Source organism: endosymbiont of Bathymodiolus septemdierum str. Myojin knoll (assembly GCF_001547755.1).
Lineage (GTDB): Bacteria > Pseudomonadota > Gammaproteobacteria > PS1 > Pseudothioglobaceae > Thiodubiliella.
In genome coordinates, this window is record NZ_AP013042.1 from 1225183 (window position 1) to 1238285 (window position 13103).

Genomic DNA, 13103 nt, shown 5'->3' on the forward strand with positions numbered 1-13103 from the left:
GTTTAAAACTCGTCGTCGTCTGGCAAATCGCCGTTATACACATTATATTTACTACTCTGTAAATAAGCCGAACGCGTTGTAATATAAGGGTCATCTGCTTTTTTAAGTAAATCAGTTGCTGGCAATAACTTAACACGGGTGTCTACTGCCTGAGTGATATTAATGCCGATTTTTTGTGCGCTAGTGAGATGCTTAGTTTGGCTAACTTTTTGCATACCATCCACCGCAACACCTGTGGCACCACGAACGCTTGAAGGACCTAAAACTGGCAGCACAACATAAGGACCCTCTGGCGTACCCCAAACGGCAAGCGTTTGTCCAAAATCTTCTTTGGTTTTTTCTAGACCAATGTCACTGGCCACATCAAATAGCCCGAACAATCCTATGGTAGAGTTAATTAAAACCCTGCCTAGGGTGTTGGCACTATTCAAAATTTCTAACTGCGCTATCTCGTTGCCAAGCGTGCCAATATCGCCAACATTAGACGAAAAATCACTGACGCGATTTTGCATAGGTTTAGGTGCATTTTCTTTGTAACTTTTGGCAACGGGTTCAAAAATATTTTCATCCAAGGTTTGATTAAACTCAAAAGTCGAGCGATTCATTTCTTCCCATGGATCTTCATTCGCTATCAGCGAAAAAGACATTAACATTAATAATATAAATTTCATTTTTCCATCTCCTTAATAAAATCGTCAAACAAGCCACTCATATCTCGTGGGCCTGGCGATGCTTCTGGATGTCCTTGAAAACCAAAGGCTTTCTTTCCAACCACCCTAACCCCTTGAATAGAACCGTCAAATAACGACCTATGTGTGATTTTAAGATTTGCTGGCATATTGTTCTCTGAAACAGCAAAGCCGTGATTTTGTGAAGTAATCATTACTTGCTTAGTATCTAAATCTTGTACAGGATGATTTGCACCATGATGACCGAATTTCATTTTTTCACTCGAAGCACCACTTGCCAATGACAATAATTGATGCCCTAAGCAAATACCGAACATTGGCACATCTTTTTCTAATAAAGTTTGAATGTTTTTAATTGCATAATCACACGGCTCAGGGTCACCTGGTCCATTAGATAAAAATACGCCGTCAGGATTGCTTGCTAAAATCTCTTCAACTGGGGTCTGTGCATTGACAACGGTTAAATCACAACCTCTATCAACCAACATTCTGAGGATGTTTTTCTTCACACCATAATCATAAACGGTCACTTTGAATTTAGCATTTAAAGCATTGAATTCACCGCTTTCTAATGAATAAGATCCTTGGTTGAATGTGTATTGCTCAGCGGCTGAAACCACCTTTGCTAAATCCATATTTTTCAGTCCTGAAAATGCCTGCGCTTTTTCAATGGCTGCCACTTCATCAATATTGTCACCCGTAATAATACAGCCTTTAAGCGCGCCTTTTTCACGCAAATGACGCGTCAACGCACGGGTGTCAATATCACTAATCGCAACAATATTATGCTTAGATAAATATTCGTCAAGTGGCATTGAACTACGCCAATTACTGACCATTAAAGGCAGGTCACGAATGATTAAGCCTGATGCGTAGATTCGCCCAGATTCTTCGTCAGCAGCGTTTGTACCAGTATTGCCGATGTGTGGGTAAGTCAATGCGACGATTTGCTGTGCATAAGAAGGGTCAGTCAGAATTTCTTGATAGCCAGTCATCGCAGTATTAAATACCACTTCGCCCACAGTATCACCATTAGCGCCAATAGATTTCCCCTTGAAAATCTGTCCATCTTCCAAAACTAATGTGGCTAATAATGTAACTTGTGACACTGAACGCTCCTTGGTTTAAAACTTCGGAAATTTTACCATAACTGCTGATTAATCTGACGCCCAATATGAGACCTTTGTATAAATATGATATAATATTGCACTTCAAAGACCAAATAAGGATTATCATGGAAATAATAGTTGAGAATATCAAATGTGGCGGTTGTGCTGGCACGATTACCAAGAAATTAAACGCAGCATTTGACACAGATAGTGTTGTCGTAAATGTCGAGCAAGGCTCTGTTAGTATTGATGTTAATGACAGCAAACACGATGAAATAGTCAAAACTTTATTAGGTTTGGGTTATCCTGAAATTAATTCCGTACAAGGCCTAAATTCAGCAAAAGCGAAAGCCAAATCATTCGTTTCTTGTGCCATCGGAAAAATGGATAAGTGACTCTTATTCTTAATGGTAAATCGCTAGAAGTCTCTGATAATCTTAGTGTTCACGATTTAATTGTGCAATTAGGTTATGAAAATCAACGCATTGCCTTAGAAGTCAACGAGACGATTATTGCCAAATCCAAACACACTGAATTCACCTTAAACGAAGGCGATATTTGTGAGATTATTAAAGCAGTAGGTGGTGGTTAGTCGTGAAAACCTAGTATCCATTCAAGTTTTTTCTCAATTTGTTGCATTTCATTTTTACTAAGCTTGGTCAGCATACCTGAGGTGAATTTTCTAGCATCAATTGCACGAATGTAATCACAAACAACATCTGAATCATATTCTAATTTATCTCTTTGATTAACCTTAAAACGCAAAAAAGTGTCATTTTTCAAACTTGAAGTGAGTGGTAAAATATTAACCGTTGGATGTTTAATACTATTTAACGCATTGGATTGAATAATCAAAACTGGGCGAACTTTGCCAATCTCAGTACCCCTGCTAGGATTTAAATTCGCCAAATAAATTCCTCCTCTAATGAAATTCATCAACCTTCCCAAGGTGGCAGAAGATATTCATCATCTATGGCTTCAAAATCTCTAATTAATTCATCACCTAAACCTCTAGTTTCAAAAGACGAATCTTGCATTTGCTTAACGATTTTTTGCCTTTCAAGTCTTTTATGATAGTCTGTAATCGCTTTACGAATCAGTGCACTCTTGGAAATACGCTCTTCTAAAGCCATTTGATTAATTTGCTCAAAGAAATCATCTTGTGTTTTTAAGGTAATTGTTTTCATAATACTTAAGTAATTTAAAAAGTAATACTTATTATAATACTTTTTTCTATACCATCCACTCTTTTTTGATTTCATCAGCAGAAAGTGGCTTAACACTAAACTGCTGTGCCACGCCAACTTTGAGTTTTACCTCTACATCAACTGACTCTTCTTCACGCCCTTGCGAATAGCGTGCCAATATACGAGCAGCGATTTTGACATCTTCTTGGTTAGGTTCACCGTCGATTAAAGCCAGAGGTCCATTGCAACTGGTGGGATATAAGTTTGCATATTGATTACGGTAGCCTTCTAAGAATTTCACCTCACCCTCTTCTCTGGCAACAATCATCTTAAAGCGCTTATTAGGACGAATATGCCTACCGACTTTAAGCATCATTAAATCATCTAATTCATATTCACGGTTGCCACGAGACGCCCACATATCTACCAATTTATCGGAGTATTGTTTATCCGTTAAAAAGCAACAACCCCCCGCAGGGGTCGCATAGTCTTCAAAGCCATATTGTTTGGCGAGTACCATTTGTGGTTTTCGGGTTCTACCTGAAAAATCTAACAATTTTTCTCTATCCACCCAACCTTCAATCTCCGCTTTGGTTTCTGGCAGATGCTTAGCGCACAAAGGTCGTAATAATAAATCATCAGCACCCGACTCCCTTTGCACAATTGGCATGGTTTCTTTGCGTTGCGACATTGGGCGTTGCCCCATCACTTCGCCAGTAATGATAAAATCAAAATCATTTTTTAGCATCCACTGTTTGGCTTTTTTAACCATAAAACCCTTACAATCAAGGCATGGATTCATATTTTTTCCGTAGCCATGCTTTGGGTTAAGTAACACATCACGATATTCTTCAATCACATCAATAATATGTAATTTAATCCCCAATTGTTCAGCAACCCATAAGGCATTATTACGTTTTGGCTTATCTGATTTTTGTTTGCGAATCGCATGTGTATGCCCTTCCACGCAAAAACCTGTAAAGAAGTTAATACCCTCCACATGAATACCTTGGTCTAATAATAATTTGGTGCTCAATAGTGAATCTAACCCACCTGAAATCAACGATACTGCTTTAATTTGTTTACTCATAGTTCTTACTTTCTCACTCCATTTACTCGACACCAATCTTCTTTTTTTACTACAATTAAGTCAGAAAAATATTCACCATACGCCTCTAATATCATCTCAACTTGCTCATGTAAAATACCTGATAAAACAATCTGACCACCTGTTTTAACAAGTCCAGAGAGGTGCTCGCACAAACCCACCAGTGGCTTTGCCAAAATATTCGCAACCATCAAATCTACTTTTTCCAACTGCCCTTCGTCATCAGTATGCAAAACTGTAATTTTAGACGCTTGGTGATTATTATTGACATTGCTTTGCGTGGCTGTCACTGCCTGCGGGTCGTTATCCGTGCAAATTGCTTGTTTCGCACCTAGTTTAATTGCCGCAATTGCCAAAATCCCCGTGCCCGAACCATAATCAATCAGCGTTTTATTAATCGGTGGGTTTTCATCTAAATATTGTAAGCATAAATCGGTAGTCTGATGTGTGCCCGTGCCAAATGCCAATCCCGGATCCATATCAATAATAACCGCATCATCAGGCAATTGAGCACTATCCTCCCACGACGGACAAACCCATAGGCGCTCGCCAAATTGCATCGCATGAAAATCCTTTTTACATTCATCTTCCCAAATCCTGTCCTTTAATAAAACAAAACTTACCTCATCAATGCCGCAAATTTGTTTAAGCATCTCTTTGACATACACCTCATCCGTCCCAATGGAAAATAGTGCAGTAATCGTCACATTCTGCCACAAAGGTGTCGTACCGAGCTCTGGCTCAAAAATTGCATCATCGAAGGTATCGCTAAAAGTCACCGATACGCTGTCCAAGCCCATCAGCACCTCACTGACGAAATCTGCCTGTTGTTTTGAAGTTTTTAGTGTAAGTTGCATCCAGTCCATGGGGATAAAATTATACCCTTATAAAAACCAAGCAAATGCGTTGGGTAATTAACTATAATGTAATTTGTTTATCAACAATTTAAGGAATAAAAATGGCACTAGAAAGAACAGGAAATGGATATTTGGTTGACCCAACTATCTGGAGCGAAGAGATTATGTTTGAGATGGCAAAAGAAGACGATCTTGAATTAACCGAAAGCATGGTGGCACAAATTATGGCAGCCAGAGAATATTTTGCCGAAAATTCATCAGTCCCACCGATTAGAACTTTTGCAAAAGTTGTAGGCATTGATAAAAAAATCTTATTTAAAGAATGGTTAACAGGTCCAATGAAGCCAATCACTAAATATGGCGGTATGCCACAGCCAACGGGCTGCGTCTAGCGCATCAGCAGAATTAACAAAACCCGCGAATGCGGGTTTTTTATTGTCTAAATTAAATCTTTAACTGAGGTAAGTGCCACATTTAAACTACTTGGATCCGTGCCACCACCTTGTGCCATATCGGGGCGACCACCACCTTTTCCGCCAACTTGGGCAGCAACATGGTTGAGGATTTTTCCAGCTTGATATTTGTCGGTTAAATCCTTGGTAACACCAGAGACTAAGGCGATTTTATTACCGTCAACGGCGGCTAAGACAATCACGGCTGAACCTAATTTGTCTTTTAATTTATCAGCAATGTCGCGTAAATCTTTACCGCTCACACCTTCAACGATACTTGATAGTAATTTAATGCCATTCACTTCTTGAACTTGATTAATTAAATCGTCACCTTGATTGCTAGCGAGTTGTTTTTGGAAAGAAGCGATTTGTTTTTCTAAGTCTTTTTGGGTTTTAATGAGTTGTGCAACTTTTTCTACTGCTTGCGTATTATTGGATTTTGTCATTTGTGCAATTTGACTCAAGCACTCTTGGGTTTGATTGTCAAATTGATAAGCATCATAACCTGTCATTGCCTCAATACGACGCACACCCGCAGCAACGCCACCCTCAGAAATGATTCTAAACAAACCGATGTTACCCAATTGATTAACATGCGTTCCACCACAAAGCTCTACTGAGAAATCGCCTTTTCCCATGGTTAAGACGCGCACAGTATCGCCGTATTTTTCGCCAAAAAGTGCTATTGCGCCCCTCTTTTTAGCACTTTCAATGTCGGTAACATTAGTATGTACTTTGGTATTGCCTAAAATTTTACGATTAACGATGCCTTCGATTTTTCCAAGGTCAACCTTGGTAATGGTTTCATCGTGTGAGAAGTCGAAACGCAATTTTTCACCATCGACTAACGAGCCTTTTTGGGTAACGGTTTCACCTAAAACCACTCTGAGTGCGGCGTGTAATAAATGCGTGGCAGAGTGATTACGAGCGATGCGTTTGCGCGTGGCTTTATCCACATTTACGCTAACAACATCGCCGACTTTCAAGGTGCCATTTTCCAAAAGCCCATGATGTTCGAATGCGCCTGATTTTTGCTTTTGCGTATTGCCGACTTTAAATAAAATATCAGCATTTGACAGCGTACCTAAGTCGCCCACTTGTCCACCTGATTCAGCGTAAAAACTTGAACTTGCTAACACCACAATCGCCTGGCTACCTGCGTCAATGCTTTCTACCAACTCGCCCTCTTGAATAATAGCTTGCACGGTTGATGTATTTTCTAATTGCTCATAGCCTAAAAAATTGGTTGCTTCACTGATTGCCACACCTTTTTGTGTGGTTTTAAAATCACCTGCTTGACGGGCGCGGTCTCTTTGCTTGGTCATTTCAACTTCAAAGCCTGCCATATCAATGGTTAAATTATATTCACGCGCCACATCAGCTGTCAAATCCGCTGGAAAACCATAGGTATCATAAAGTTTAAAAATGGTTTTTCCATCAATTTCATTGCCTTTAAGTTGCATGATTGCCTCTGTCAAAATGCCCATGCCTTTGTCTAGCGTCTGGGCAAAATTTTCTTCTTCACGCTTCAAAACCTTTTCAACATTTGCCAAAGATTTTTTCAGTTCTGGGTAAGCATCTTTGAATTCTAACGCTAAAATAGGTGCTAAACGATAGAAAAATACTTTATTAATGCCAATTTTATGCCCATGGCGAATCGCACGACGAATGATGCGACGCAACACATAACCACGCCCTTCATTTGACGGAATTACACCATCGACAATCATAAATGCAGTTGAGCGAATATGGTCAGAAATCACTCGAACTGAGGCATTATCTGTCTTAATATTATCACCTTTTGGTGTTAAACCCACCACGGCTTTAACCAAAGATTTAAAGCCATCGGTATCGTAATTATTATTCTTGTGTTGCAATACTGCGGCTAAGCGTTCAAGCCCCATACCTGTATCAACACAGGGCGCATCTAACGGTTTTAGATAACCATCTTCTTGTTTATCGTATTGCGTAAAAACCAAATTCCAAATCTCAATATAACGGTCGCCGTCTTCGTCAGCGTGACCCGGAGGTCCGCCAGCAATGTCCTCGCCATGGTCGTAGAAAATCTCACTTGATGGCCCGCAAGGTCCAGTATCTCCCATTTGCCAAAAATTATCTTTTGCACCGCAACGAGAAATACGGTTTCTTGGAAAACCAATTTCATTAACCCAAATATCTTCTGCCTCATCATCTTCTTCAAATACACTAATCCAAAGTTTTTCCTTTGGCAGTCCAATTTCTACCGTCAAGAATTCCCACGCATATTGAATGGCTTCGCGTTTGAAATAATCGCCAAATGAAAAATTACCCAACATTTCAAAGAAAGTATGGTGTCTTGCAGTATAACCAACATTTTCTAAATCGTTGTGCTTGCCACCTGCGCGCACGCAACGCTGGGATGAGGCGGCGCGCGTGTAAGGACGCTTTTCTATGCCGCTAAATACATCCTTAAACGGCACCATACCCGCATTCACAAACAATAAAGTTTTGTCATTATGGGGTATAAGCGAAGCACTTGGCTCAATGGTATGCCCCTTTGAAGCGTAAAAATCTAAGAATTTCTGTCTAATTTGTGCGGTTTTCATTTGTGTATAACTTTCCAATAAAGTGCTTAATTATACCTATTCAATAAATGAAATATCACCTGCACCTTGACGAATAACTTCTACCCCGCCCGATGACAAATCAATCACTGTTGTCGGCTCTGGCGGACAATAGCCACCATCAATAATGACATCTACCTGCCTATCCAATACATCGCGCACATCGTCAATGTCATAAAAATCAAGTCCTTCAAGGATTAATGACACGCTCATCAATGGGGTATCTAACGAATCAAGAATCGCTTGCACGACGCTATGCGCTGAAATTCTCAGCCCAATTGTCTTTTTTTTCGGGTGCAATAGGCGCTTCGGTACATCTCGTGTGCCTGCCAAAATAAAAGTATAAGCCCCTGGTAGAATCTTTTTTAACAAACGAAAGGCATTATTATCCAGCTTTGCATATTCACCAATATCCGATAAACCCCTCATCATCAAAGTGAAATCGTGGCGTTTTGACAAATTCCGGATCTTACGAATTCGCGCCAAACCATCCTTATTTCCCATCGCCGTGCCTAGCGCATAGCCAGAATCGGTCGGATACGCTACCACCCCACCTTTATTCAAAATATCCACCACCTGCTTCACCAATCGAGCTTGTGGATTTTGTGGATGAATTACAAACAATTGTGCCATTACCACGCCTTCCATATTGCTTTATCCATATTCAGAAAATCTTTTAAACGCCCAATTTGCACCCTCTGATTGCCCCAGCCATGATAATCCGACCCACAAGAATAGCGTAAATTATAGTCATCCGCCCACTTTGATACACGGGTAATTTCTTCGTCAGAACTATGTGCCGTCACGATTTCTACGCCATCCAATCCAGCGTTAGATAAATGTGAAAACATTCGTTGAATTTTGGTGTTTGTCATTCTATATCTTAGCGGATGGGCTAATACTGCCACACCTCCTGCCGAATGAATCCACGATATCACTTCGTCAAATTGCGCCCATTGTCCACCAACACCTCCGGGCTTTTTACCTGTTAAAAAGCGTCTAAAGACAGATTTCATATCTTTACAAACCCCTTCCTGTATCAACATTTGTGCAAAATGCGTGCGAGTTACCATCCCGCCTTTGGTCAGTGCTTGCGTTTTTTCCAAAGCATTATAAACCCCCGCACCGCCTAAACCGCGTGCCATTTTTTCGGCTCTCAGTTGACGGAAATCTTGATGCCGCTTTAGCCCTGCTTGCAAAACTGGATTGCTTTTATCCACCTTCAGTCCAACAATATGAATGGTCATATTGCTCCACATTGCTGATATTTCGACGCCGTGAATCAAATTAATATTTTGGTTATCAGCCTCTTTTTGTGCCTCGTCTAATCCATCTGTGGTATCGTGGTCAGTAAGGGCAAACACCTCGCAATTTGAGTTTTTTGCCAAACGCACAACCTCACTCGGCGACAAAACGCCATCGGAATAATAAGAATGGTTGTGTAAATCAATCATGGCACTCATTATATTGACTATAATTTTAAACATTAATATTAATTACTATTTATATGTGTGGAATTGTCGGCGGGATTTGTAGAAATAACATTACACCTCTGTTAATTAAAGGTCTTAAACGCTTAGAATATCGTGGTTATGACTCAGCAGGTTTGGTAGTCTTAAGCAACGACAACGAACTACAGCGCGCTCGTTCAGTAGGAAAAGTTGTCAACCTTGAAAATAGCATTAATGCAGAAACTGTTAGCGGTAGTGTCGGCATTGCTCACACCCGTTGGGCAACCCATGGCGAGCCCACCACCAAGAATGCACATCCACATATTTGTAATAATGATGTTGGCGTGGTGCATAATGGCATCATTGAAAACTTCTTAGAGCTAAAAGTAAAACAACAAGCACAAGGTTATCATTTTACCTCTGACACTGACACCGAAGTTATTGCCCACAGCATTCACCAAACATTACAAGACAGCGATACTTTGCTGGAAGCCGTACAAAAAGCCGTCAAAACCTTCCAAGGGGCTTATGGCATCGGTGTCATTTCGCCAAAAAACCCTGGGCACATCGTTGTCGCTAGAAGTGGTTCGCCTTTGGTTATTGGTGTCAGCGACAAAGGTAATTTTATCGCCTCAGACCAAATGGCACTCTTAGAAGTCACCAAACAATTCATCTTTTTAGAAGAAGGTGATATTGCCAATATTACCACGGACACTGTCAACATTTTCGACAAAGATGGCGCGCCCGTAGAGCGAGAAATTAAAACCTCAAAACTCGAAAGTGGAAAAATTTCCAAAGGTGATTACGCCCACTATATGCAAAAAGAAATCTTTGAGCAGCCGCAAGCCATTGCCGACACTTTAGAGTCTCGCATTAGCAAAGACAAAATCCTCACATCTGCCTTTGGACACAGTGCCAAAGCAATTTTTCAAAAAATCGAACACATTCAAATCATCGCCTGTGGCACTAGTTACAACGCAGGATTAGTGGCAAAATATTGGCTAGAAGGCATCGCTAAAATTCCAACGCATATTGAAGTTGCTAGCGAATATCGCTATCGCAACCCCATCATTTTAGACAATACTTTATTCATCACTATTTCCCAAAGTGGTGAAACTGCCGACACTTTGGAAGCCCTTCGCGCTGTCAAAAAACGCAAAGAAAATATCCACTCATTAACCATTTGCAACAGTGCAGAATCTAGCCTCACCAGGGAATCAGAACTTACTTTCCTCACGCACGCTGGCGTTGAAATCGGTGTCGCTAGCACTAAAGCATTCACCACACAATTGGTTTCGCTCGCCCTGCTTTCCGTTGCCATTGGCAGATGCCACAATCGGGTGTCAACAGCACAAGAAAAAGCAATCGTTGATGGTTTAAATCGCTTACCTGGGTTAGTCGCACAAGCCCTAAAGCAAGAAGACCAAATCATTGAACTCGCCAAAACTTTCAAAGATAAATTTAATGCCTTGTTCTTGGGTCGAGGTTCAATGCATGCTATCGCCATGGAGGGTGCCCTCAAACTCAAAGAAATTAGCTACATCCACGCTGAAGCCTACCCCGCTGGCGAACTTAAACACGGTCCCATTGCTTTAATTGGCAAAGACACCCCCGTCATCGCAATTGCACCAAATGACGAACTCTTGGATAAACTCAAATCTAACCTCCAAGAAGTAAAATCCCGCGGTTCGCAAATGATTGTCTTTGAAGATGAAGATGCCAAAGTCACGCCAATGGACGGACTAAAAATTATCCCTATTACCAATAACTTAGGTCGTATCACTGCCCCAATTATATTTACAATCCCCTTGCAATTACTCAGTTACCATGTCGCCTTAATTAAAGGTACTGATGTTGACCAGCCGCGTAATTTAGCTAAGTCGGTTACCGTGGAATAAGCGATTTATCATTATCACACAAATAACAGGCGTTGCTTTTTACTAATCTGTCTAACAAATTATCGTATTCAATGCGTTTTTGATGATAAGTTTTCAAAACTAATAAATAATCCAATTGCGTTTGATAATGCTCATATATTTCATCTAACACAAAACGAATATTGCCATCACCTGAAAGATAATTGTCTAGTTCTACAGTGATTTGCTGTTGTTTTAATTTTTCTTTGTAATAACTGTCTAATGTTTGACTGCCAATTTTTAAATCATTCTTTAAAACTTTAGCATCCAATACTTTGTCTTTTAAATCAATCTCATAATCGGTCTGTTTTTTACTTTTTTCTAACTTGGATTTAAATAGATTGTAGTCATTAATAGGGTTGCCACTTAATGGATAGGATAAATCTAGGCTGATTTTATATTCGTTGGCATTCTTATAAGAGTAGCTAGAATAATTACCTTTATTTTGTGTTTTAATATGACTAAGATTAATATCTAAATCCGCCAAACCTTTATTTTTATAGGCATCAATATAGCGCTGTTTCTTGCCAATATCCAGTTTAGATATTTGTAAATCACGGCTATGTTTTTGCAAGTATTCCTGACTATTTTCAATCAACACACAACGAATATCGGCATTAAAATTAATGGTTGATAAATCGCTTTTATTAAAGTCAATAAAAGTTTTTAATGTTAAAATTGAAGACGCTAAATTAGACTCGGATTGTGCAATACTTGTTTTAGTTTTTTGAATTTGCGTCGCCAATAACTTGCTGTCATTTTTACGCTGTTTGACATACGCTTTGATTTTTTTAAACGCAGACAATCTGTCTTTGTAAATGTGCAAACGCTGGATGCCTATTGCCAAATCAATAAACGCAGTTAACGCATCTGCAACCTCATCTTCCTTGTTTTCCAATAACTCTAAAATCTCTACTTTTTGGTCAATTTCAGCCAAATCATAAAGTGCTTTACTGCTTCCGCCATCCGAATTTTTTAATAGTGGAATATTAATTTTAGTGGTTAAAACATTATTGCGCTCAGAAAGCTTTTTATCTTGATAATACACCCCACTTTTATATTTTTCTTGCTCATCAATTGGCAATTTTCTATCAAAATCAACACTAAATGACGACCCATTTTTAAAAGCAGTTGAAAGTTTTAGCCCTATATTTCGGTCTGTTTGATTTCGAGTGTAAGTGTAACTAGTATCTTTATCGGTTGAATCCTTCTCAATACCGTATTTAGCCGTCAAATCTAAGCGCCAACCATAATAATCTCGTTCTCTTGATTCTAATCGCCGCTGTTGAATAAGCATATCAATCTCATCACTTTCAAATAACTTATGATTTATCAAGACTTTTTGAATTAATGCTTGTTCGGTTAACGCTAACACATTAACGGAAAGTAAATACAAGGCACACAAAGCCATCCAAATGCTATTTTTTTTCATCTTTTTGATTTCTACCGTTGTAGTTGGCAGACTCCTCATTAACTGCCATCTCAAAGTTATTTGTTAATTCGACAAAAGAATAGTCAAGTGCTTGACAAATTTGATGTGTTTCTACTAAATCGACAAGACGGTCACCGTTCTCATACTTACTCACAAAAGATTGGGTTGTTTGTAATTCTGCTGCAAGTTGTTTCTGGGTGACTTTTTGATGCCTCCTTGCGTTCACTAACAATTGTCTTAAAATTTCTCGGCGTTTGTCAAATGGATTTCGTCTACTCATTTTATTATTTTAAATTAGA

At 39.5% G+C, this 13103-nt stretch carries 15 protein-coding genes; 4 read left to right on the top strand and 11 right to left on the bottom strand.

What is annotated here, in order from left to right; genetic code table 11:
• Positions 1 to 2 precede the first annotated feature (2 nt).
• Entirely contained in the window at positions 3 to 671 is a 669-nt protein-coding gene (locus BSEPE_RS06440) for an MlaA family lipoprotein (RefSeq protein WP_066045276.1), read from the bottom strand.
• The gene (gene carA / locus BSEPE_RS06445) at positions 668 to 1798 is read right to left on the bottom strand and encodes a glutamine-hydrolyzing carbamoyl-phosphate synthase small subunit (RefSeq protein WP_066045277.1); all 1131 of its coding nucleotides are present in this window, start codon (positions 1796 to 1798) and stop codon (positions 668 to 670) included. The genes BSEPE_RS06440 and carA overlap by 4 nt, the downstream gene beginning before the upstream one ends.
• A 125-nt stretch (positions 1799 to 1923) precedes the next feature.
• On the opposite strand from carA, the gene BSEPE_RS06450 reads away from it, so the two are divergent.
• Positions 1924 to 2193, top strand: a complete 270-nt coding sequence (locus BSEPE_RS06450) for a heavy-metal-associated domain-containing protein (RefSeq protein ID WP_066045279.1) — start codon at positions 1924 to 1926, stop codon at positions 2191 to 2193.
• Positions 2190 to 2390 carry a sulfur carrier protein ThiS gene (gene thiS, locus BSEPE_RS06455; protein ID WP_066045281.1) on the top strand — a complete coding sequence of 67 codons (201 nt, stop codon included), beginning with the start codon at positions 2190 to 2192 and terminating at the stop codon, positions 2388 to 2390. The genes BSEPE_RS06450 and thiS overlap by 4 nt, the downstream gene beginning before the upstream one ends.
• On the opposite strand, the gene BSEPE_RS06460 is transcribed toward thiS, so the two are convergent.
• The 4 genes from BSEPE_RS06460 to prmA are packed head-to-tail and all read right to left on the bottom strand — an operon-like array spanning position 2387 to position 4950.
• On the bottom strand, positions 2387 to 2734 hold the full coding sequence (locus tag BSEPE_RS06460; protein ID WP_066045283.1) for a type II toxin-antitoxin system PemK/MazF family toxin: 348 nt from the start codon (positions 2732 to 2734) through the stop codon (positions 2387 to 2389). The genes thiS and BSEPE_RS06460 overlap by 4 nt on opposite strands.
• Positions 2734 to 2985 carry a ribbon-helix-helix domain-containing protein gene (locus BSEPE_RS06465; RefSeq protein WP_070104591.1) on the bottom strand — a complete coding sequence of 84 codons (252 nt, stop codon included), beginning with the start codon at positions 2983 to 2985 and terminating at the stop codon, positions 2734 to 2736. The genes BSEPE_RS06460 and BSEPE_RS06465 overlap by 1 nt, the downstream gene beginning before the upstream one ends.
• Positions 2986 to 3031: 46 nt before the next feature.
• The gene (locus BSEPE_RS06470) at positions 3032 to 4075 is read right to left on the bottom strand and encodes a tRNA (5-methylaminomethyl-2-thiouridylate)-methyltransferase (RefSeq protein ID WP_066045287.1); all 1044 of its coding nucleotides are present in this window, start codon (positions 4073 to 4075) and stop codon (positions 3032 to 3034) included.
• A gap of 5 nt (positions 4076 to 4080) precedes the next feature.
• Positions 4081 to 4950: a 50S ribosomal protein L11 methyltransferase gene (prmA, locus tag BSEPE_RS06475; protein ID WP_231893492.1), complete on the bottom strand. Its 870-nt coding sequence runs from the start codon at positions 4948 to 4950 to the stop codon at positions 4081 to 4083.
• Positions 4951 to 5051: 101 nt separating this feature from the next.
• Between prmA and BSEPE_RS06480 the strand changes: the two genes are divergently transcribed.
• On the top strand, positions 5052 to 5342 hold the full coding sequence (locus tag BSEPE_RS06480; protein WP_066045292.1) for a TusE/DsrC/DsvC family sulfur relay protein: 291 nt from the start codon (positions 5052 to 5054) through the stop codon (positions 5340 to 5342).
• 47 nt (positions 5343 to 5389) lie between these two features.
• On the opposite strand, the gene alaS is transcribed toward BSEPE_RS06480, so the two are convergent.
• Genes alaS through BSEPE_RS06495 form a run of 3 tightly spaced genes read right to left on the bottom strand, consistent with a single transcriptional unit; the run spans position 5390 to position 9492 of the window.
• The gene (gene alaS, locus BSEPE_RS06485) at positions 5390 to 7987 is read right to left on the bottom strand and encodes an alanine--tRNA ligase (RefSeq protein ID WP_066045294.1); all 2598 of its coding nucleotides are present in this window, start codon (positions 7985 to 7987) and stop codon (positions 5390 to 5392) included.
• A 36-nt stretch (positions 7988 to 8023) separates the two neighbouring features.
• Positions 8024 to 8638, bottom strand: a complete 615-nt coding sequence (locus tag BSEPE_RS06490; protein WP_066045296.1) for an L-threonylcarbamoyladenylate synthase — start codon at positions 8636 to 8638, stop codon at positions 8024 to 8026.
• Positions 8638 to 9492 (bottom strand): PHP domain-containing protein, encoded by an 855-nt coding sequence (locus BSEPE_RS06495; RefSeq protein ID WP_083502994.1) that lies wholly within the window; start codon positions 9490 to 9492, stop codon positions 8638 to 8640. The genes BSEPE_RS06490 and BSEPE_RS06495 overlap by 1 nt, the downstream gene beginning before the upstream one ends.
• A gap of 20 nt (positions 9493 to 9512) precedes the next feature.
• Between BSEPE_RS06495 and glmS the strand changes: the two genes are divergently transcribed.
• Positions 9513 to 11354 carry a glutamine--fructose-6-phosphate transaminase (isomerizing) gene (glmS, locus tag BSEPE_RS06500; RefSeq protein WP_066045300.1) on the top strand — a complete coding sequence of 614 codons (1842 nt, stop codon included), beginning with the start codon at positions 9513 to 9515 and terminating at the stop codon, positions 11352 to 11354.
• On the opposite strand, the gene BSEPE_RS06505 is transcribed toward glmS, so the two are convergent.
• Positions 11341 to 12804 carry a TolC family protein gene (locus tag BSEPE_RS06505; protein ID WP_066045303.1) on the bottom strand — a complete coding sequence of 488 codons (1464 nt, stop codon included), beginning with the start codon at positions 12802 to 12804 and terminating at the stop codon, positions 11341 to 11343. The genes glmS and BSEPE_RS06505 overlap by 14 nt on opposite strands.
• Positions 12791 to 13084 carry a helix-turn-helix domain-containing protein gene (locus tag BSEPE_RS06510; protein ID WP_070104574.1) on the bottom strand — a complete coding sequence of 98 codons (294 nt, stop codon included), beginning with the start codon at positions 13082 to 13084 and terminating at the stop codon, positions 12791 to 12793. Before BSEPE_RS06510 ends, BSEPE_RS06505 begins: the two co-directional genes overlap by 14 nt.
• Between the last annotated feature and the right edge of the window lie 19 nt (positions 13085 to 13103).